Below are 20,237 nucleotides of genomic sequence, written 5' to 3'. Positions count from 1 at the left end.
TCATAGCTCTGGAGACTGACGCACCATGCCCCAGCTGTCCGCGGACACGCTGCTCGCCCTCGACCGCGCCCACGTCTGGCACCCGTACGGGCCGATGCCTGGCACCGCCACCCCGTACGTGGTCGAATCCGCCTCGGGGGTCCGGCTGCGCCTCGCCGAGCCCGTCGCGGGCGGGCGGCGCGAGCTCGTCGACGGGATGTCGTCCTGGTGGGCGGCCATCCACGGCTACCGGCACCCGGTGCTGGACGAGGCCGTGCGCGAGCAGCTGGGGCGGATGAGCCACGTCATGTTCGGCGGGCTCACCCACGAGCCCGCCGTCCGGCTGGCGGCGACGCTGGTCGAGATCACGCCCGAGCCGCTGCAGCACGTCTTCCTCGCCGACTCGGGCTCGGTGGCCGTCGAGGTCGCGATGAAGATGTGCCTCCAGTACTGGCAGTCCACCGGCCGCCCGGCCAAGCGCCGGCTGCTGACCTGGCGCGGCGGGTACCACGGCGACACCTTCCACCCGATGTCCGTCTGCGATCCGGACGGCGGGATGCACCACCTGTGGGGCGGGGTGCTGCCCGGGCAGCTGTTCGCCCCGCAGCCGCCGGCCGGGTTCGACGCCCCGCTCGACGCCGGGTACGCGGCCGAGTTCGAGGAGTTGATGGCCCGGCACGCCGACGAGCTGGCCGCCGTCATCGTCGAACCGGTGGTGCAGGGCGCCGGCGGGATGCAGTTCCACTCCCCCGCCTACCTGCGGATGCTGCGCGAACTCTGCGACCGGTACGGGGTGCTGCTCGTCTTCGACGAGATCGCCACCGGATTCGGCCGCAGCGGCGCGCTGTTCGCCGCCGACCACGCGGGCGTCTCGCCGGACGTGATGTGCCTGGGCAAGGCGCTCACCGGCGGCTACCTGACCCTCGCCGCCGCGCTGTGCACCGGCGAGATCGCCGACGGCATCAGCCGCGGCGAGATGCCGGTGCTCGCGCACGGGCCGACCTTCATGGGCAACCCGCTGGCCTGCGCGGCCGCCAACGCCTCGCTGGAGCTGCTGCTGGGCCAGGACTGGGCGGTCGGGGTCAAGCGCATCGAGGCCGGACTGGCCGACGGGCTCGCGGCCGCCGCCGGCCTCCCGGGCGTCCGGGACGTCCGGGTCCAGGGCGCCATCGGCGTCGTCCAGCTGGACCACCCGGTGAACGTCCCGGCGGCCACCGAGGCGGCCGCCCGGGCCGGCGTCTGGCTGCGGCCCTTCCGGGACCTGATCTACACCATGCCCCCCTACGTGACGGAGGACGAGGACGTGGCACGCATCGCCGACGCCGTGACCGCTGCGGCGGTGGCCGGATGAGCACGCGGATCCTGTTCATGACGGGCACCAACACCGAGGTCGGCAAGACCGTCGCCACGGCGGCCGTCGCCTCGGCCGCGCTGCGGGCCGGCCTGCGGGTCGCGGTGCTCAAGCCCGGACAGACCGGGATCGCCCCCGGCGAGCCCGGCGACGCCGACGAAGTCCGGCGCCTGGCAGGCGAACTGACGATCAGTGAGCTCGTCCGCTACCCGGAGCCGCTGGCGCCCGACACCGCCGCCCGGCGGGCCGGGATGCCCTTCCTCTCCCCCGCCGAGGTGGCCGCCGCCGTCGCCGAACTGGCCGCCACGCACGACCTGGTGCTGGTCGAGGGCGCCGGCGGGCTGCTCGTCCGCTACGACGACGAGGGCCGCACCCTGGCCGACCAGGCCCGGGCCGTCCTGGACGCCGGGCTGCCGGCCGAGGTCCTGCTCGTCGCCTCCGCCGGACTGGGCACGCTGAACATCGTCGCGCTCACGGCGGAGGCCCTGGCCGCCCGCCGGCTCCCCCTCGCGGGCGTGCTCGTCGGCTCCTGGCCCACCGCCCCCGGGCTCGCCGAACGGTGCAACCTCGCCGACCTGCCGCGCTCGGCCGGCGCCCCGCTGCTCGGCGCCCTGCCGGAACGCGCCGCGGCCGCCGCGGACTTCGCCGCCCTCGCCCTCGCCTCGCTCTCCCCCGAGCTGGGCGGCACCTGGGACGCGGAGCACTTCACGCACTCCCACCGGCCCGAACAGGCCCCGCTTCGCTCGAAGGGGTGATTCCGGCGCCCGAACCCTGGGTTCGGACGCTACGGGCTCAATACGGTTCCTCCCATGACAGACGGGATGACGGTAGACGAGTCTCTTCGGGCCCTGGCCGCCCTGGAGGCTGCGTGGAAGGACGACGACGAGGCGCTCTCCGCCCTCGCCGCGGGCGGTGCGGACGAGCGGTCGCTCCCGGCGCTGGTCGCCGCGTACGGCGAGCACGCGATGGACACCCTGATGGCCCTGGCCTTCGGCCTGCGGTCCACCATGAGCGACGAGGAGCTCGCCGAACTCTCCGACGCGGTGAGCTCCAACATCGGCGCCCGGATGAGCGCCCTGCTCACCCAGTCCCTGAAGACCTGGGGCTCCCTCGCGCCCCGGGACGACCTGGCGGCGACCAAGGCCATCGCCCGCGCGGTGATCGACTCCATGCGCGCCGTGACCGAGGACCCGAGCCAGACCGAAGTCCTCCCCCTGCTGGCCACCTTCCGCACCTACGCCCTCAACGGCGCCTGACACCGGAACTTCCCAAGGCCCAGCGTCTCCACCGAGAAGGCACCGACCGCGAGCACCTGGCGCACCGCCGTGCGCCAGGTGCTCGCCCGTGCCTCGGATGAAGCTGTCCAGGCCGGTGGCACGGCCGGCCTCGCGCACCACGGATACGTGGGATCGCGTCCAGCAGTGGCGGCAATTGGGTGCCGTCGTGACGGTTGCCGCCGGTCAGGGTGATAGCGAGCGGGGTGCCGTGCGCGTCAGTGATGACGTGGTGCTTGGAGCCCGGCCGGGCGGCGGCCGACCGGGCTCGGGCCTGTTTTGGGCCGCCCCGACGGGCCTGGTGGTGAGAGCCATCGATCACCGCCCGCGACCAGTCCAGCTTCCCGGCACGGTGCAGCTCGGTCGTCCGCTTCCAACCCGTCGATCGGTGCCCACTCGTGCTCCAGGATGGAGTAGGTGATCGAGTCGCGCCAGGCGCCGTGGACGAAGACATGGTCGCGGATGCGGCCGTCCTCGGTCATCCCCGCCCGGAGCAGGGTCCGGGCGGAGGCCTCGTTGAGCGGTGATCGTGCGGCCCAGATGCGGTGCAAGCCGAGACCGTTGAAACCGAGGGCGCAGAGCAGGTGGACGGTCTCGGTGCCGTGGCCCTTGCCCCACGCGGCCGGGTGGAGGGCGAAGCCGATGGTGGCGGCCTGCTGCGGCTCGGTGGCCAGGCGCGCGTAGCCGATCAGCTGGTGCTCACCGCGTCGGGTCACGGCCAGGCAGTACTCGGTACGCGGGGTGACGTGCGCGGAGTCGATGGAGCGGGCGGTGATCGCTTCGACCTGCTCGCGGGTGCGGGGTTCGAAGCTGAGGTGCCGGGTGGCCTCGGGATCGCCGTAGATGGCCAGGAGGTCGTCGGTGTCCTCGGGTTCGACTTCGCGCAGTGCCAGGTTGGGGCCGGTCAGGTGGAGTGGGGTCATGGCTGCGGAGCCTATCCGCGGTGTCACCGGACGAGGGCCGAAGTGGGGGTGGCGGTGAAGGCCTCGATCTCCTGGCGCAGACCGGCCGCCGCGCCGCCGCTGCTGCGACGGCCGGCGCCGTGCAGGGCGGCGTGGACGCGTTGGGCGCTGCTGACAATGCCGAAGTTCCGTTGTTCGACGGGGAGGTCGAGCACGGGGCGGACGGCCTCGGCGGCGCCCTCGATCTCGCCGCGGGCGACGCGGGCGAGGGCGAGGTCGGTCTGGGCGCCGGCCTGGTCGCCGAAGGCCCACTCGTCCTCGGTGGCGTCGCGGTAGGCGGCGACGGCGGCTTCGGATTGGCTTTCGCCGAGGGCCGCGTCCTCGCCGAGCTGCACGGTGGCCTCGGCGACGTAGTAGAGCTGGCGGGGCAGCGGGAAGGTCATGATGCCGCCGAAGGCGTCGAGGTCGTCGGGTTCGACGGTCGCGCGGGCCTCCTCGGTCTGCCGGATGGCGGTGCGGGTGGCCTCGCCGTCGCCGAGGAGGGAGTGGGCGCGGGCGGAGAGGCAGGCCAGCCAGACGCTGGTGGTGCCGTGGACGTTGCCGATGGCGCCCTGTCCGAGGGCGGCGTAGTCGGCGGCCTCACTGGGGCGGCCGGCCCAGTAGGAGATCAGCGACTGGAGCGAGCGGACCCAGACGCGCATGGCGTGGTGGTCGGCGTTGTCGGCGCAGACGAAGGCGGTGCGGGCCTGCATCATGGCTGCGCTCGGGTTGCCCAGGTCGTGGCTGGCTTTGGCGAGCATGCCGGAGGTGATCCCGGCGAGCAGGTACAGCTCCCGGGCCTGCGCCGGCTTGACCCGTCCGTGTTCCAGCAGTTGGAAGGTGAGGTCCTGGACCTCGACCAGGTCGCCGAGCAGGGTCGGCAATGCCAGCTTCGGGTAGGCGATGGTCAGCCGCCGTACCTCGTCGTTGATCTGACCCAGGGTCTCCGAGCCAATGCTGCTGCCCTCCGCCATCGCGGTGAATCGAAGTGCACGACGAGCCGCCATCGTGACCTGCCTTTCCAATTCCGTGGTGCCCGCGTCGAAGCGGGGCTCGCTGCTGAACGGGCCACCGACAGACAGTGCCGCTGCCTGCTCGGGTGGGAGGAGGACAGGGACCGGCCGTGGTGGCGGGACGGCGAACGAGGCGGTGGTAGCGGACACGGATACGGGGCCGGCCGGTGCGGGCGCGAGGAGTTGGTCCACGCCGACGCCGAACATGGCCTCCAGCACCCGGCACTGGTCCGGGTAGGGGCGGGTCTTCACCGCGCCGCCGTACCAGCGTTCGAACTGCCGCTTGGAGACCGACAGGCCCCGGAGCCGGGGGTCGCGTTCCTGCTCGGCGGCCGAGTTCGCCGTCGCCTCGAACCGGAGACGGAAGGTCTCGTAGACCTGCCAGTGTCGCTGAAGCGTCAAAACCCGTAGGAGTGTGGGAGTTTCAGCCACCGCGGATCATCTCCGTCCCCGTTCGTCTGTTCTGACGATAGCCATGGTCGCTCGACAGGAAACCCGTTCGAGGTCGTCTCAGCCCAGATGACGGCGGCCGTGACGGCAGTCATGTCGCATACCGACATGGTTCGCCTTTCGGGACGGCGGGACAGTGACGGCTGCCGCGTCGTATCGGTGCCGCACTTGGCGCCGCCATCCTGAACGCCACCTCGCTGTCCGTGCATCGCCGACAGCGAAGCGTGAGATCAAGGGCGCTGGGATCGGCGCCCGATCGAGCCCATCCAGCACCACGTGCATTCCGGTTCGCCATGCCGCGAGCCGGCAACGGGAGGGAACCGATGGACAACACCCTGACCGCTCTGGCCGGGCAGATCGCCCAGCTGGACGCCGTGGACTCCGCCCACTTGGAGCGGATGCGTCACGAAGCCCTGACCGCCCAGGCCCCCTGGAAGGCGGAGTACGGCGCCTACCAGTCCGGCGGCTGGTGGACCACCTCGCTGATGAACGCCTCCGGCGACGCCGCTGACGTGACGATCGGAGACTGCGCGGCCCGGCCGACCGACCTGCTGGGCCGGATGCCGGCCACCGCCGCGTTCCTGGCCGACCTCGGCCTGGACTTCATGTGGGTGCGGCTCGCCCGGCTGGAGGGCAACGCCTTCCTCTGGGAGCACCGCGACTACGACGAACTCGACCAGGTCGAGCGGCACCGGCTGCACGTCCCGCTGCACACCAACAGGTCCGCCTTCCTGGTCACCGGCGGCACCAAGGTGCACATGACGGGCGGGCGGATCTGGCGGCTCACGCCGACGTACGCCCACGGGGTGTGCAACCTGCTCGGCCCGGACCGGATCCACCTGATCGCCGACGTGTACGCCGACGACGCCTACCGCCACCTGGCCCGCCGCCCCGCGCTCAGCCCGGTGGTCGCGGAGCCGCTGCCCCTCGCCGACCAGACGGTCCTGGCCGCGCGGCTGGAGAGCGCCCGCAACATGGCCACCCTCGGCTACACAGAGGCGGCCGAGCGGATGCTGCTGCGGCTCTTCTACACCTACGCCCTGCCGGAAGGCACGGTCTACGACCTGATCGCCGAACTGCACACCTCCCTCGGCGACATGGAGGCCGCGACGCGCTGGGACACCGCCAAGCGCCGCCTGCTGGCCATCCCCGCCTGATCCCAGCCCGCACCTACGCCCGGAAGGAAGAAGCGCATGCCCACCCTGCAACTGGCGGCGATCACCCAGGCCAACCGGCCCGCGCAACTGCCGCTGCTGTCGAAGCTCGCCGACATCCTGGCCACCTCCCCGGCGGTGACCCACCTGATGGTCCGCGGGTCGCTGGCCCACGGCACCGCCGACCGCCTGTCCGACGTCGACTTCGTCGCCGGCGTCCACGACGCCCGGTTCCCGTCGTTCGTCGAGGCCCTGGACACCCTGATGCCGGTCGAGGCCGGCGCCCTGCTGCCCGGCTGGCGCGACACGATCGTCGCCGACCTCGGCGGCGTCGGGATGGTCTTCCTCGTCCCGGACGAGGGGAAGCTCCACCAGATCGACCTCTACGTCGCACCGGCCTCCCGGATTCCGCGGCTGCAGGGGACGGTCAGCACCGCCGTCCTCCTCGACCGTCGGCCCGGACCGGTCGCCGCGCCGGACGTCGCGGCGGCCGAAAGCTTCACCGCCGCCTTCCTCGCCCGGCCGCGCTCCTGCGCCGAGCTGCTGATCGAGCACCTGGTGCTGGCCGTTCTCCTGCACAAGCGGATCAAGCGCGGTCAGCGGTTCGTGGCGTACTCCGAGTGGCACCGGCTGCACACGGCCACGAAGGACCTGATCAAGACCGCCCTGGCCCCCGCCTCGCGGTTCTGGGGCTGGTACCAGCTGCGCGAGGAGATCGCCGTCACCCCGATCGGCCGCGCCTGCCTGGGCGACCTGGACGCCGCGATCAGCGGCCCGGCCATCCCGGAGGCAGCCGACGTCACCGAGGCGATCGAGCGGGTGCTCGCCCTGGCCGAAAGGGCCTGCCCGCAGGCACTCGACGGCTTGCACGACGCCGTCGCCGCCTACCGCACATACCAGGAGCTGGTGTGAACGCACTCCACCTCGCGGGCCCGGCCGCCAGCCGGGCCCGCGAGGGCCTGACCGCAGTCTTCTTCGGCGGCGTCGTCCCCACCTCCGCCCAGGAGGAGACGCTGGCCGAGGAGATCGGCAGGGCCCTCGCCCAGGCCGGCTACCAGCTTCTGCACGGCGGCTACAACGGGCTCATGGAGGCCGCCGCCCGCGGAGCCGGAGGCCAGGGAGCCACGGTCACCGCCGTCACGCTGACCGGCAAGCACGACGAGTGGGGCGCGTTCAACCCCCACACCACCCTGTCCGTCCACCTGCCCGACCCCGGAGCCCGCCTCAACCACTACCTGGAGAACGCCGACCTGATCGTCGCCATGGGCGGCGGAGTCGGCACCCTCCATGAACTGACCGCCGCCCTCTACTACGCGACCACCATCCGGCCCGTGCCGGTCTGTCTCGCGGGCGCGTCGGCCCTTCGCCTGCTCGCCTTCCTACGCGAGGAGCGGTGGCTGTACGAGACCCCGACCCGGCCGCTCGGCTTCCTCACCACCGTCGAGTCCGCCGACGCCTTCCGCGCCCACCTCGCCACGCTCGACACCACCCCGATCGGAGGAGCATGACCACCCGCACCCCGCCGGCCGGCCTCGCCGCCCGACTCGCCGAAACCGCGTGCGTCAAAGCCCCGTTCAAGCTCGCCGACGGCGGCCGGCTCGACGCGTACTTCGACGAGTACCGGCTCGCCTCCGACCCCGCGCTCCTGCGCGACACCGCCACGGCCATGGCCGACCTCGTCCCCGACGACGCCCAGGTGCTCGCCGGCATCGAACTCGGCGGCATCCCCCTCGTCGTGGCGCTGTCCGCCGCCACCGGCCTGCCCGCCGTCTTCGTGCGCCGCAAGCCCAAGAGCTACGGATCGTTCCACCAGGTCGAAGGTGCCACCATCAACGGCCGACAGATCGTCCTCGTCGACGACGTGGTCCGCTCCGGCGGACAACTGCTCCACATGGCACGCATCCTGCGGATGACGGGTGGACCGGTCACCCACGCGCTCTGTGTCCTGGAGCGCCCGCTTGGCGGCCGGATGCTGCTGGCCGAGCACCGCGTCACCCTGAACTCGCTGTTCACCGAGGCCGACCTGCCGTCACCCCGGGCGGGTGGTGCCGCGTGAAGCGAGCCGTGCTCTTCGACCTCGACGGCGTTCTCGTCGACAGCCGAGACGCACAACTCGCCACCCTGGCAGGCTATGCGACTGCCGCCCTCGGCAAGCGGGTGACCGTCGCCGACCTCCCGGCCGACGCCGCGACCACCCCGCGCGAGTACGTCCTGTCCGACCTCGGACTGGACGGACCGGTCAACGAGGAAGGCTGGGCCGCGGCGGGCGCCACGGCCACCCTGACCCCCGAGGTGTTCCCGTACGTCGCCGAGACCCTTGTGGCGCTCCGCGAGGCGGGAGTCGGCACCGGTATCGTCACCCTGCGAAGCCGCGAACGGGTCAACTGGCTGCTGCCGCAGGGCATCCTCGACCAGCTGGACACTGTCGTCTGCTACGAGGACGCCCAGCCCAAGCCCGCCCCCGACGGCGTCCTGCTCGCCCTCGACCGGCTCGACGTCACTCCGAGAGCAGGCATCTTCGTCGGCGACACCGAGACCGACATCCGCGCCGCCCACGCCGCAGGTGTCACCGCCGTCGGCGCCGGCTGGGGCTTCGCCGGCCCCGAGGCCCTCACCCGTGCCGGGGCCCACCTCGTGATGCCCCGCGCAGACCACGCCGCCTTCGTCCTGCCCCTCCTGGTCGGCATCGGCCGTCAGGAGGACAACTCCGAGCGATCTTGACCCCGGAGCCGCTACTGTTGGTGGCGCAGTCGCAGCGGACCGTTGCGCCGTTGTCGGCTGCGCCACCTCAGAGCGATGGATACCGGAACCGGAGTCATGGTCTACACCGTGGGGGCGCGAGCTATCTGCGCCGAGCTGGAGAACTGAGAACCACTCAGTCCTCGTTCTCGGTCCGGCTCGGCGTGTGATCACCCCCCACCTCTCCACGAATCTTCCGTGAGGGCCCTACCGCCATGCGCTCGACGCAGATCCGCTCCACCTTCCTGGACTTCTTCACCTCGCGCGGCCACCGCCACGTCCCGTCCAGCCCGCTCATCCCCTCCGACCCGACCCTGTTGCTGGCCAACGCCGGCATGAACCAGTTCAAGCCCTACTTCCTGGGCGAGGCCACCCCGGAGTATCCCCGCGCCACCACCATCCAGAAGTGCGCCCGCACCTCCGACATCGACAACGTCGGCCGCACCAACCGGCACGCCACGTTCTTCGAGATGATGGGCAACTTCTCCTTCGGCGACTACTTCAAGGCCGACGCCATCGCCTACGCCTGGGAACTCCTCACCCAGGGCTACCACCTGGAGAAGGACCGCCTCTGGATCACCGTCCACCAGGACGACGACGAGGCCGAACAGCTCTGGCGCAGGATCGGCGTCCCCGCCGAACGCATCCAGCGCCTCGGCGCGGACAACTTCTGGGACATGGGCGTCCCCGGCCCCTGCGGCCCCTCCTCCGAACTCAACTACGACCGGGGCCCGGCCTTCGGCCGCGAAGGCGGCCCGGCCGTCGACGGCGAGCGGTACGTCGAGATCTGGAACCTCGTCTTCATGCAGTCCATGCGCGGCGAGGACGACGACAACGGCACCTTCCCAATCCTCGGCGACCTCGCCCAGCAGAGCATCGACACCGGCCTCGGCCTCGACCGCCTCGCCGCCATCCTCCAGGACGCCGAGAACGTCTGCGGCACCGACCTGCTGCTGCCCACTCTCACCACCGTCCAGGAACTCGCCGGCCGCGACTACCCGGGCAGCGGCTCCGGCGGCGAGGAGAAGGTCTCCTTCCAGGTCGTCACCGAGCACGCCCGCTCCATCGCCTACCTGATCGCGGACGGCGTGCTGCCCGCCAAGGACGGCCGCGGCTACGTCCTGCGCCGCCTGATGCGCCGCGCGATCCGCCACGCCCGCATGCTCGGCATCGACCAGCCCGTCCTCGCCCCGACCACCGCCAGCGTCATCACCAACCTCGGCGACGTCTGGCCCGAACTCACCCACCAGGCCAGCCTGATCGAGCAGGTCGTCACCGCCGAGGAAGAATCCTTCACCCGCACCCTCACCCAGGGCACCCGGCTCCTCAACGCCGCCATCACCCGCAACCGCGACAGCCGCTCCACCACGCTCACCGGCGAGACCGCCTTCGAACTGCACGACACCTACGGCTTCCCCTTCGAGCTCACCATCGAGGCCACCCGCGACGCCGGCCTCACCGTCGACGAGGACCGCTTCACCACCCTGCTCGCCGAACAGCAGAAGCGCGCCAAGGCCGGCGGCAAGGCCAGGACCGCCGAGGCCCTACGCCGACAGGACACCTACCGCGAACTGTCCTCCCGCCACGGCCGCACCGACTTCACCGGCTACGACCGCCTCGACACCGAAGCCACCGTCCTCGGCCTCATCTCCGACGGCACCGTCGTGCCCGGCGCCGACCAGGGCAGCACGCTCGAACTCGTCCTGGACCGCAGCCCGTTCTACGCCGAGTCCGGCGGCCAGGTCGGCGACACCGGCACCATCCGCACCACCGACGGCGCGCTCCTGGAGGTGCTGGACACCAGGCTCGGCCTGGAGGGCCTCCACGTCCACACCGTCCGCATCCGCGAAGGCGAGATCCGCACCGGCGAGCAGGCCGAAGCCGTCGTCGACGGCCCGCGCCGCGACGCCGTCGCCCGCTCCCACTCCGCCACCCACGTCCTGCACGCCGTGCTCCGCCGCACCCTCGGCGACCACGCCCGCCAGCACGGCTCCCTCGTCGACGCCAGCCGCCTGCGCTTCGACTTCGCCCACTTCTCCGCCGTCGACCCCACCCAGCTCGCCACCATCCAGGCCCTCGTCAACGACCACCTCCTCGACGACCCCGAAGTCCGCATCTGGCACGCCACCCGCTCCGAAGCCGAGGCCGCCGGAGCCACCGCCCTGTTCGGCGAGAAGTACGGCGACCACGTCCGCATCGTCGACATCGGCGACTTCTCCCGCGAACTCTGCGGCGGCACCCACGTCCCCCACGGCTCGAACGCCGGACCCGTCCGCATCCTCGGCGAAGCCTCCATCGGCTCCAACCTGCGCCGCATCGAAGCCCTCACCGGCCGCGACGCCCTCACCTACCACGACACCGAACGCCGCCTCCTCGAAGAACTCTCCACCCTCCTCGGCACCCGCCCCCACGACGCCCCCGACACCCTCCGCAAGCGCCTCGAAGCCCTCACCACCGCCCAACAGGAACTCGCCCGCCTCCGCGACGCCGAGCTACGCACCCGCGCCCAGCAACTCGCCGCCTCCGCCCGCACCGTCCCCGGCGGCCGGATCGTCACCGAGAAGGTCACCGGCCTCGGCCCCGACGAACTCCGCACGCTGGCCACCAACACCGCCGACCTCCTGGGCAGCGACCACGCCGTCGTCATCCTCGGCACCGAGCACAACGGCAAGGCCCTCCTCGCCGCCGCCATCACCCGCAGCCTCCACGACACCGGCCTCCCGGCCAGCCGACTCCTCACCGCCGCCGCCCGCGCCGTCGGCGGCGGAGCCGGTGGCAAGGGCCCCGTCGCCAACGCCGGCGGACGGATCACCGAAGCCCTCGACGAGGCCCTCGCCCTCGCCGCCCAGGACGCGACCCGAGTCCTCGGGCAGTAGAACCAGGCCACCCGGCACGGGCTGGGGGCCTCCCTTCCCCGGGGGAGGTTCCACCAGCCCGTGCCCCCCCTTGTCAGGCCGCCAGATGCTTGAGCAGGACCACGCTCTCGTAGTTGGTCACATCCCACCGCCACGTCCCGACCGGCACGTACCCCCGCCGGCGATACCAGCCGACCAGCTCGACGGCCTCGACCGACGTATCGATGACAGCCACCGTGGACCCGAGCGCAACGATGCGCTCCTCCGCCAAGGCCATCAGCCGCTGCCCGAGGCCCATCCCCTGACACGCGGGATCTACCGCGAGCTGCCAGAACGAGCCCGCTCCTACTGGAGCCGGATAGTCCTCGGGTGTCATGTGGGGGGCCGCCACCGTCACCGACCCCACCAACTCGTCACCCCAGAACGCGAGCCAACACTCACCCATACCGACTCGATGGGCTGTGTCCTGAACGGACTGGTACGAGGCGAAGAACCTACGACCAGCTGCCGTGTGATCGGCGTACGCACGGTGCAGTAGCGAAGTGAGATCCTCCGCCGAATCACTCTTGCCGAAGCGTCGTACCCAGACGCCTGGCTCGGAGTCGGCGGAGTGGTCATGGATGCCGCGCAAGATCACAACAACAAGTCTTACGCGGATGCAGCGAGTAGGCCTCCCGACGGCGTCAGGCATGACACCGGCCGCCGGACAGGGACACGCTGCCGAACTACTGCAAGGCGCTGCGCCAGGTGATCGTGTTGAAGGCTCCGCTGGCCCCCGCTCTGAACTGCATGGAACAGGTGGCCGAGGCCCTCGCCACCGTCCTGTCCGGCACGGTGTTCACGGCATAGCTGCGAAGGCCTTCTGCGCGTCCCCGCGCCGCTCCGTCCACCAGGCCAGGAAGCGCCCAGCAGGCAGGAACAGTCGGTCGCAGGAGTGATCGTCACGGTCGGCCAGGGACACCCACGGGCCGCGGGCATCCGGGTCCGGAGCTGGGCGGTGATCAGAGAGAACGATCAGGTATTCACTGGCCCCTGAGGTAGGGACTGCCTCCTGAAGCCTTCGGCTTCCTCGTCGTTTGCCCAACAGGGGCCGTCCAGCCGAAGGGGAGTTCGGAAGCCCCCCAGGTCGTGGCAGCATCGACGTGCGTCCGGGGAGCCCGGGCGCCGGCCGCCTCCAGGGCGGCCCCGACACGTGCCAGATCCGTGCCAGAACGGGTGGAGAACGACGGGCAGTAGCGGTCTGCGTCGGTCGCCTGAAGGGCCGACTGCACAGGTATTGGTGCAGGTCAGGAGCACTTTGCGGCTCGAAGGCCCAAAGATTCGGCGCGGGCTTCGAGACCTCTCGAAGCCCGCGCCGTCATGTCTGCACCCTCATCCACCCTGCGGCAAGCGCGAATCCACCCGCCGAGGAGGCGATGAAGACGAGGACGAGGACAAGATCCGCTCCCTCGCAGGGACTTGCCATTGGCTCCAAGCCCAAGCCCTCTCACGCGAGGACTCTTTGGCCCTCATCCGCGCCCGTCTCAAGGAGTTCCACGCCATGTTCCCCATCGCGACGGTCAAGCCCACTTCCTGACCGAAGTCCTCGTACAGCAACGGCGGCGGCCAATGCATCGAGGTCGCACCCGGGCTTTCCGGCCTCCTACCCGTCCGCGGCAGCAAGGACGCCGAGGGCCCTCGACTCGCCTTCGGCACCGACGCCTGGCAGTCCCTCGTCGCTGGCGTCAAGTCCGGCGACTTCGGCACCGTCTGAGATCTTCGGTTGCCGAACAGCGAGGCCCAGTCGGGGTGCCGTACTTGATCCAGGCCGCGGGTGACGTTGTCGTTGCGCAGGTGGAAGACCTGGCCGCCAAGCCCGCCGGTTCCGCGAGGTGGCTACCCCTTCTCTTCGAACTCTGCTCGATATATCGTACATAACGCTTGTTACGTACCGGGCAGGTCAGCGTAGCGAAGCGCCTCGCATCCACCACCCTCACCTGGAGAGTCTGCTGTGACCGAACCCGCCGAGACCATCAAGTACCGGAAGAACGGCCTCACCCGCGGCGTCACGGACGAGCTCGCCGAGCACATGAAGCAGGGCTGGGCCGACACCGAGCGCAGCGCCCTGGAGCCGATCCCGCAGGCCGCGCACACCGCCCGCCGCCGCGCCGAGCTGTCCGCGGCCTTCCCCGGCGAACTGCTGGTGATCCCGTCCGGCAACCCGAAGGTGCGGGCCAACGACACCGACTACCCGTTCCGCCCGTCCTCCGACTACGTCTACCTGACCGGCGACCAGTCCCAGGACGCCGTGCTGGTCCTGGAGCCCACCGGCGACACCGGCCACCGGGCCGCCGTCTACCTGCGCGACCGTTCCCGGACCGACAACGGCGAGTTCTGGCTGGACAACCACGGCGAGCTGTGGGACGGCCGCCGCAACAGCCTGACCGAGAGCGAGCGCCTGCTCGGCCTGCCCTGCCGGGACGTCCGCACCGTCCACGCCGATCTGCGCGCGGCCACCGGACCGGTGCGCGTGCTGCGCCGCCACGACGCGGGCGTGGAGCAGTCCCTCCAGGGCCGGGCCGACGCCGAGCGGGACGCTGCGTTCGAGGTCTTCCTGTCCGGACTGCGCCTGGTCAAGGACGAGTTCGAGATCGCCGAGCTGCGCTTCGCCTGCGAGGCCACCGCCCGCGGCTTCGAGGACGTCGTGCGCATCCTCGGCACCGACACCGAGACCCCCGAGCGGCTGATCGAGGGCACCTTCTTCGTCCGCGCCCGGATCGAGGGCAACGACGTCGGCTACGGCACCATCGCCGCGGCCGGCCCGCACGCCACCACCCTGCACTGGGTGCGCAACAACGGCCACGCCAAGCCCGGCGACCTCCTGCTGCTCGACGCCGGCGTGGAGACCAACCGGCTGTACACCGCCGACGTCACCCGCACCCTCCCGGTCAGCGGCCGCTTCACCGACCTGCAACGCAAGGTCTACGACGCGGTGTTCGCGGCACAGGAGGCCGGCATCGCCGCGGTGAAGCCCGGCGCCGACTTCCGCGACTTCCACCACGCCGCCCAGCGCGAACTCGCCGAACACCTCACCTCCTGGGGCCTGTTCGGCGACCTCACCGCCGACAAGGTGTACGAGCTGGGCCTGCACCGCCGCTTCACCCTGGCCGGCACCGGCCACATGCTCGGCCTCGACGTCCACGACTGCGCCCACTCGCGCACCGAGGAGCACGTCGACGGCCCGCTGAAGCCGGGCATGGTGCTCACCGTCGAGCCGGGCATCTACTTCCAGGAGAACGACCTGACGGTGCCCGAGGAGTACCACGGCATCGGCATCCGGATCGAGGACGACATCCTGGTCACCGAGGACGGCAACGAGAACCTCTCGGCCGGCCTCCCCCGCACCTCCACCGAGGTCGAGGCCTGGCTCGCCGAACTGCGCGGCTGAGCCCCGGAACGACAGCTGCGGCACCCGGGAGCTCCCGGGTGCCGCACGGCGCGGTGCCGCGCGCCGGACGTCAGGCGTCAGGCGCCGGGCGTCAGAGTGTCGGCAGCGGTTCGTCGGGCCCCGGCTCGCGCCCCTCGGTCAACCAGAAGACGTAGCCCCGCAGGTAGTCCTCCAGCCCGTCGTCCAGGTACGCCGCGTACCCGCGCAACGCCTCGGGGTCGTTGCGCCCGTCGACGCCGGCCAGTTCGGCGGCGATCCACTCCCGGACGGCGTCCCGCCCGTGCCACCACGCCCGGACGGTCTCCGGCGTCCAGTGGTCGTCGCCGTCGCAGTTGAAGCCGCCGATCGGCTCCATCTGGGCGACCCCGACGAGGGCCGCCAGCTCCCGGAAGTCGCCCGGCTGGCGGTAGACGAACTCGCAGTGCTCCTCGCTGGAGAGGACGTGCGCGGGCAGGTAGAACGGCCCGTTGAGGCCGGTGTCCGTCATGCCGGCGTAGAACGGCCCGGGCACGCCCAGCCGGCTCCGGTCCTCCCAGCGCCCGTCACCGACCCCGCCGCCGAAGAGCCGGACGGCCGACAGCGGGTCCCAGTACGCGACTTCGTCCCAGGGCCCGTCGGCGGGGTAGTTCAGCAGATCGCCGTGGAACCGCTCCAGTGACCTCTGGAGCCCTTCCTCGAAGGCCTCGTGGTCGAAGTCCGGCCGACGGAACCACCGCCTCAGCATTCGCATACGTCCCACGGTATCCGGCCGTCGCGCGCCCTCCCGCCGCCGGGGCACGTCCCGGCGGGCCGCGGCTACTCCAGCTTCCCCAGCGCCGTCCCGACCCGCTGGACGGCGGCGACGACGTCCTCGGGCTGGCGGGCGGTGAAGCAGAGCCGGAAGAAGCCGGGCGCCGGGTTGTGCATGGTGCCGCCGGGCAGCAGGGTGACCTCGGTGGGCTCGGCCATGAGGTACCTGAACAGCCGCTCCTCCTTCGGGTCGAGTCCGCTCGGCCCGGCGAGCGGCAGCCCGGCCACCTCCTCGTGACCGTGGACGGGGTGCTTGCCGAGGTACTTGGTGAGGTCGAGCCAGAAGAACTGGGCGGCGTTGTCACCGGGCCGGTGCACGTAGTCGATCCTGGCGGCGTCCAGGGCGTCCTTGACCCTCTCGAAGCTCGTCTTGAGCAGCGAGCGGTACTCCCGCATCGCGTAGGTGGTGTAGAGCTCGCCGCCCGGGCCGTTGGCGGGGGCGCTCAGCAGGTCCTGGATGACGTAGGTCTTCAGCGAGTCGAAGGGGCTGAACCAGGGCAGCGGGTGGGTGGGCTCGGCCGGGTCGTTGTTGCCGAGCATGGTGTTGCGCACGGCGGGGTTCCGGGAGATCACGAAGCCGGTGCGGAAGCCGGACAGGCCGAAGTCCTTGGCGAAGCCCCAGACCACGTGGATCCGGTCGGGCTGCTCCCGGTACGCCTTCAGGGCCAGCGCGCTGGTGAACTTCGTGGTGCTGCTGTCGAGTTGGGAGTGACAGTAGATCTCGTCCGAGATGATGTGCAGGTCGGTGTGGTGGAGCGCCCACCCGTAGATCTCGTCCAGCAGGGCCCGCGAGTAGTTCACGCCCAGCGGGTTGTGCGGGTTGGTGAGGACGAGCAGGCGCGGCGTGCGGCCGGCCGCCTTCCGGTCCTCGTAGGCCTTCTTGAGCAGGGGCAGGGTGAGCCGGTACCGCTCCTCCCCGGTGGTCGGCAGGTTCACCGGGACGCACCTGAGCCTGGGCCGTTCCTGGAAGGACCAGTTGAAGCCCTGCCAGTACGGCGCGGGGATCAGCACCTCGTCGCCGTCCCTGAGCGGCGGGCCGACCGGGTCGCGGCCCTTGAGCGCGAAGGCGATGCACTCCAGCGCGGACGAGACCCCGGCCACGCCGAACACGTCGCCCTCGTCGACCTCGGCGCCGAGCGCCAGGGTGAGCAGCTTGGCGACCGGCCGGCGCACCGCCAAGGTCCCGGCCGAGTCGATGTACTGGATGTACCGCTCGGGGATCAGCTGGATGTTGTCGAAGACCTTCTTCTTCATCGAGTGGTGGTAGAGCAGGACGTTCTCGGCGACGGACAGGTTGACCGCCCGGGGGGACGCCACGTGCTGGTGGAAGTAGGCGAGGGCCTGCTCCAGGTCGGTCATCCGGGTGAGCTGTTCGGCGGCCGCCTCGGGAGAGGCGAGGGTGCGGGTGTCGGCGGTCATGGCAGTCCTTCTCCGGGCTTCGCGGGGTGGGCTGGGAGGCGTGCCGGAACATGGTCGTTCGCACACGCATCGGCCCCAGCGGACCACGCCCCGGGCACGGCCGCCAGCGCTCGGCGCCCGTCCGGACGGGTGCGGGATCAGACGGTCAGCGGCTTGACCCAGCGGCTCCACTGCGGTTCGGGGCGGTAGCCGGCGGCCTCCCAGGTGCGGTGGCCGAGGGCGTTGTCGTCCAGCACCATGGCGTCCGCGCGGCGGCCGCCGAGCGCGGCGAAGCGCGCCTCGGCGGCGGCGAGCAGGGCGGCGCCGATGCCCCGGCGGCGGTGGTCGGGGTCGACGGCGAGCCGGTAGAGGTGGCAGCGCCAGCCGTCCCAGCCGGCGATCACGGTGCCGAGGACGGCGGTCGGGTCGCCCACCGGGGTCGCGACGATCAGGCACTCCGGGTCCCGGGCGAGCAGCGCGGCCACGCCCGGGGCGTCGTCCGTGATGCTGGCGCCCTTCGCCGCCCGGGCCCAGAGGGCGAGCAGGGCGGGAATCTCGTCGGGGGTGGCGGTGCGCAGGGCGATCCCGTCGGGGGCGGCAGTGCGCGGGGCGAACTCGTCGGGAGCGGCAGTGCGCGGGGCGAACTCGTCGGGAGCGGCAGTGCGCGGGGCGAACTCGTCGGTCATGGCGGCCTGTCTAGCAGGCGGTTCCGCCCGGCGGCCGGGAATTCCGCAGCCTGGACGGACGGGCCGTCAGCCCAGCCGCCACACCGTGGTGGTCTTGACGGCGGTGTCCTCCAGGTCGGCGACGACCGGCACCTGGTAGGCGGCGAGCGCGGTGAACCGCTCCCGGGGCAGGTAGGCCCGGCCGGGGTCGCCGACGATGACGGTGGCGCCGCGCGCGGCGGCCCGTTCCAGGAAGGGCAGGAAGCGCGCGGCCATGGCCCGTTCGTAGAAGACGTCTCCGGCGAGCACCACGTCGGCCGGGGCGCCGTCGCCGTCCACCAGGTCCACCAGCGCGGCCTCCACGCGCACGCCGTTGGCCTCGGCGTTGAGGCCGATGGCGGCCACCGCGTAGGCGTCGATCTCGGCGGCGCGCACGGACGCGGCGCCGCTCAGCGCGGCCGCGACGCCGACCACCCCGCCCCCGGCGGCGACGTCGAGCACCACCCGCCCGGCCACCAGCTCGGGGTGGTCCAGCACGTGGCGGGCGACGGCCACCCCGCCCGCCCAGGCGAACGCCCAGAACGGCGGCGGCAGTCCGACCTCCCCCCGCGCCCGCTCGGTGGTCTCCCACAGGGTGATCGCGTCCTCGGCCATGTGCAGGCCGACCTCGGGGACGAACGGGACGGGCTTCAGCTCGGTCTCGCGCCGGATGAAGGCGAGGTCGGCCTCCAACTGGTCGGCCTCCGGTTGATCGGCCTCCAACTGGTCGGCCTTCGCCTGGTCGGCCTCCGACGGGTGGGTCTCCGGCTGGTCGGTCTCCGGCTTGAGAGTGCGCAGCTCACTCGGCATCTCCGCAGCATAGGGCCCGCGCGGGGGTGCTCACGCCCGCCGCAGCTACTGGAGGCCAGCCGCGGAGCAGGCGGCGGCGCAGTCCGGCGTGCAGATCTGGGCGACGGTGAAGAGGCCATCGGCGACCACGGTGGCCTTGATGTTGTCCTTGGTGAGCGCGACCGGGGCGATCAGGCCGGCCGGCACCTTGTCGCTGCTGCCGCTGGTCACCGTGGTCGGCACGAGGGCGCCGCCGAACTCCTGGCCGTAGGCGAGGTCGACGGCCAGTTGCGCGGCCACGTCGGCCTGCGACTTGAAGGGCTTGTAGACCGACATGGCCTGGGTGCCCGCCAGGATCTTTTGCACGCCGTCGAGTTGGAAGTCCTGGCCGGTCAGCGGGACACTCAGGCCGGACGCCTCGGAACCGGACGCGTTGGGTTCGACCGCGGTGGGGATGGCAGCGTTGGGGTCAGCCGCGCTGGGGGCGGCAGCGTTGGGGTCAGCCGCGCTGGGGGCGGCAGCGTTGGGGTCAGCCGCGCTGGGGGCGGCCGCATCGGGGTCGGTGGCCGAGCCGTCGGTCGTGATCGTCCCGCCGCCGTCCGCCGTGCCGTCCACCGCCGCCGCGGCCTGGCCCCGCAGTTCGACGACCTTGCGGTTGTCGAAGGACACGTAGGCGTCGACCGGCCCCTGGGCGAGGCGGTCGTAGGCGACCACCCTGACGCCCGCGTCGTGCGCCTTCTGGATCGACGCCTGGATCGACTTGACGTCCACCGCGTCCAGGATCAGCACCTTGGCGCCCTTCTTCACGGCGGCGTCGATCTGGCTCTGCTGGACGGCGGCGTCCTGGCCGGCGTTGTAGTAGTCGACCTGCGCGTCCGGCGCCAGTTCCTTGATCCGCTTCTCGATCAGCGGCCGGTCGAACTGCTCGTAGCGGGTCGTCCTGGCCTCCGGCAGCAGCAGGGCTATCCGCCCGGCTCCCCTCCCGGCTGCGGCCGGGAGGGGAGCCGGCCCGCCGCCGGAGCCTCCGCTGGACGACTGCGACGCGCTGTCGCAGGACGCCGCGCCCAGGCCGAGGGAAATCGCTGCGGTCACCGCGAGGACGCGGCGCAGCCCGATGCTCATGAGGATGCCTTTCCGATTGGTTGGGTCCACCCCTCTTTCGTTCGAGTCTGGGAACCTTCGGCCGCGACCACGATCCCGGTGCGCCGAATGGGTCTCAGGCCTCCGTCGGCGGGTGTCCGTCAAAAGGCGTCCGCGAGGCGGAGGCTGGCGGGACGGCAGGCCGCGGGTCGGGGCCCGCGGCTGTGCTCGGCTGGACGCTCCGCCACCTGACCGTCTACATTGCTGTAGACGCCGGAGGCGTAGGGCATCACC

19 protein-coding genes and 1 pseudogene are annotated in these 20,237 nt (G+C 71.8%); 11 read left to right on the top strand and 9 right to left on the bottom strand.

Annotated elements, in window-relative coordinates; genetic code table 11:
* Window positions 1-25 precede the first annotated feature (25 nt).
* From ACFVTF_RS28875 to ACFVTF_RS28865, 3 genes are read left to right on the top strand one after another with little or no spacing between them, the layout of a single operon-like run.
* A complete protein-coding gene (locus ACFVTF_RS28875) occupies window positions 26-1,330 on the top strand; it encodes an adenosylmethionine--8-amino-7-oxononanoate transaminase (protein WP_387817326.1) in 1,305 nt (434 codons plus the stop codon).
* A complete protein-coding gene (gene bioD / locus ACFVTF_RS28870) occupies window positions 1,327-2,085 on the top strand; it encodes a dethiobiotin synthase (protein ID WP_387817325.1) in 759 nt (252 codons plus the stop codon). The genes ACFVTF_RS28875 and bioD overlap by 4 nt, the downstream gene beginning before the upstream one ends.
* Before the next feature lie 54 nt (window positions 2,086-2,139).
* Window positions 2,140-2,586 (top strand): hypothetical protein, encoded by a 447-nt coding sequence (locus ACFVTF_RS28865; RefSeq protein ID WP_387817324.1) that lies wholly within the window; start codon window positions 2,140-2,142, stop codon window positions 2,584-2,586.
* On the opposite strand, the gene ACFVTF_RS28860 is transcribed toward ACFVTF_RS28865, so the two are convergent.
* The 3 genes from ACFVTF_RS28860 to ACFVTF_RS28850 are packed head-to-tail and all read right to left on the bottom strand — an operon-like array spanning window position 2,573 to window position 4,960.
* Window positions 2,573-2,926 carry a transposase gene (locus ACFVTF_RS28860; protein WP_387817323.1) on the bottom strand — a complete coding sequence of 118 codons (354 nt, stop codon included), beginning with the start codon at window positions 2,924-2,926 and terminating at the stop codon, window positions 2,573-2,575. The two genes, ACFVTF_RS28865 and ACFVTF_RS28860, sit on opposite strands and share 14 nt — an antisense overlap.
* Window positions 2,823-3,527 carry a GNAT family N-acetyltransferase gene (locus ACFVTF_RS28855; RefSeq protein ID WP_387817322.1) on the bottom strand — a complete coding sequence of 235 codons (705 nt, stop codon included), beginning with the start codon at window positions 3,525-3,527 and terminating at the stop codon, window positions 2,823-2,825. The genes ACFVTF_RS28860 and ACFVTF_RS28855 overlap by 104 nt, the downstream gene beginning before the upstream one ends.
* 23 nt (window positions 3,528-3,550) lie before the next feature.
* Window positions 3,551-4,960, bottom strand: coding sequence for a hypothetical protein (locus ACFVTF_RS28850; protein WP_387817321.1), 1,410 nt, complete (start codon window positions 4,958-4,960; stop codon window positions 3,551-3,553).
* A gap of 371 nt (window positions 4,961-5,331) precedes the next feature.
* On the opposite strand from ACFVTF_RS28850, the gene ACFVTF_RS28845 reads away from it, so the two are divergent.
* The 6 genes from ACFVTF_RS28845 to alaS all read left to right on the top strand — a co-directional run bounded on the left by ACFVTF_RS28845 (window position 5,332) and on the right by alaS (window position 11,777).
* Window positions 5,332-6,165 (top strand): aspartyl/asparaginyl beta-hydroxylase domain-containing protein, encoded by an 834-nt coding sequence (locus ACFVTF_RS28845; RefSeq protein WP_387817320.1) that lies wholly within the window; start codon window positions 5,332-5,334, stop codon window positions 6,163-6,165.
* 36 nt (window positions 6,166-6,201) lie between these two features.
* Complete coding sequence (locus ACFVTF_RS28840; protein WP_387817319.1) at window positions 6,202-7,074, top strand: hypothetical protein; 873 nt, start codon at window positions 6,202-6,204, stop codon at window positions 7,072-7,074.
* A complete protein-coding gene (locus ACFVTF_RS28835) occupies window positions 7,071-7,670 on the top strand; it encodes an LOG family protein (protein ID WP_387817318.1) in 600 nt (199 codons plus the stop codon). The genes ACFVTF_RS28840 and ACFVTF_RS28835 overlap by 4 nt, the downstream gene beginning before the upstream one ends.
* A complete protein-coding gene (locus ACFVTF_RS28830) occupies window positions 7,667-8,218 on the top strand; it encodes an orotate phosphoribosyltransferase (protein ID WP_387817317.1) in 552 nt (183 codons plus the stop codon). Before ACFVTF_RS28835 ends, ACFVTF_RS28830 begins: the two co-directional genes overlap by 4 nt.
* On the top strand, window positions 8,215-8,883 hold the full coding sequence (locus ACFVTF_RS28825; RefSeq protein WP_387817316.1) for an HAD family hydrolase: 669 nt from the start codon (window positions 8,215-8,217) through the stop codon (window positions 8,881-8,883). The genes ACFVTF_RS28830 and ACFVTF_RS28825 overlap by 4 nt, the downstream gene beginning before the upstream one ends.
* Before the next feature lie 233 nt (window positions 8,884-9,116).
* Entirely contained in the window at window positions 9,117-11,777 is a 2,661-nt protein-coding gene (gene alaS / locus ACFVTF_RS28820) for an alanine--tRNA ligase (RefSeq protein WP_387817315.1), read from the top strand.
* Between the two features lie 73 nt (window positions 11,778-11,850).
* Here alaS and ACFVTF_RS28815 read toward each other — a convergent pair whose 3' ends face one another.
* Window positions 11,851-12,447: a GNAT family N-acetyltransferase gene (locus tag ACFVTF_RS28815; protein WP_387817314.1), complete on the bottom strand. Its 597-nt coding sequence runs from the start codon at window positions 12,445-12,447 to the stop codon at window positions 11,851-11,853.
* Between the two features lie 900 nt (window positions 12,448-13,347).
* On the opposite strand from ACFVTF_RS28815, the pseudogene ACFVTF_RS28810 reads away from it, so the two are divergent.
* Together ACFVTF_RS28810 and ACFVTF_RS28805 are read left to right on the top strand one after the other, a co-directional pair.
* Window positions 13,348-13,509 (top strand): annotated as a pseudogene (locus ACFVTF_RS28810) (DUF397 domain-containing protein); the annotation flags it as partial.
* A 237-nt stretch (window positions 13,510-13,746) separates the two neighbouring features.
* Window positions 13,747-15,183: an aminopeptidase P family protein gene (locus ACFVTF_RS28805; RefSeq protein ID WP_387817313.1), complete on the top strand. Its 1,437-nt coding sequence runs from the start codon at window positions 13,747-13,749 to the stop codon at window positions 15,181-15,183.
* 91 nt (window positions 15,184-15,274) lie between these two features.
* Here ACFVTF_RS28805 and ACFVTF_RS28800 read toward each other — a convergent pair whose 3' ends face one another.
* The 5 genes from ACFVTF_RS28800 to ACFVTF_RS28780 form a co-directional block, all read right to left on the bottom strand.
* Window positions 15,275-15,913 carry a hypothetical protein gene (locus tag ACFVTF_RS28800; protein WP_387817312.1) on the bottom strand — a complete coding sequence of 213 codons (639 nt, stop codon included), beginning with the start codon at window positions 15,911-15,913 and terminating at the stop codon, window positions 15,275-15,277.
* A gap of 65 nt (window positions 15,914-15,978) precedes the next feature.
* Window positions 15,979-17,391, bottom strand: coding sequence for a pyridoxal phosphate-dependent aminotransferase (locus ACFVTF_RS28795; RefSeq protein ID WP_387817311.1), 1,413 nt, complete (start codon window positions 17,389-17,391; stop codon window positions 15,979-15,981).
* Window positions 17,392-17,528: 137 nt separating this feature from the next.
* Window positions 17,529-18,056 (bottom strand): GNAT family N-acetyltransferase, encoded by a 528-nt coding sequence (locus ACFVTF_RS28790; protein ID WP_387817310.1) that lies wholly within the window; start codon window positions 18,054-18,056, stop codon window positions 17,529-17,531.
* Window positions 18,057-18,122: 66 nt separating this feature from the next.
* Window positions 18,123-18,884, bottom strand: coding sequence for a class I SAM-dependent methyltransferase (locus tag ACFVTF_RS28785; protein WP_387817309.1), 762 nt, complete (start codon window positions 18,882-18,884; stop codon window positions 18,123-18,125).
* Window positions 18,885-18,929: 45 nt separating this feature from the next.
* Complete coding sequence (locus ACFVTF_RS28780) at window positions 18,930-19,985, bottom strand: substrate-binding domain-containing protein (RefSeq protein ID WP_387817308.1); 1,056 nt, start codon at window positions 19,983-19,985, stop codon at window positions 18,930-18,932.
* Between the last annotated feature and the right edge of the window lie 252 nt (window positions 19,986-20,237).

Source organism: Kitasatospora sp. NPDC057940 (genome assembly GCF_042887425.1).
Taxonomy (GTDB): Bacteria; Actinomycetota; Actinomycetes; order Streptomycetales; family Streptomycetaceae; genus Kitasatospora.
This window is presented reverse-complemented; position numbering and strand designations above follow the sequence as displayed.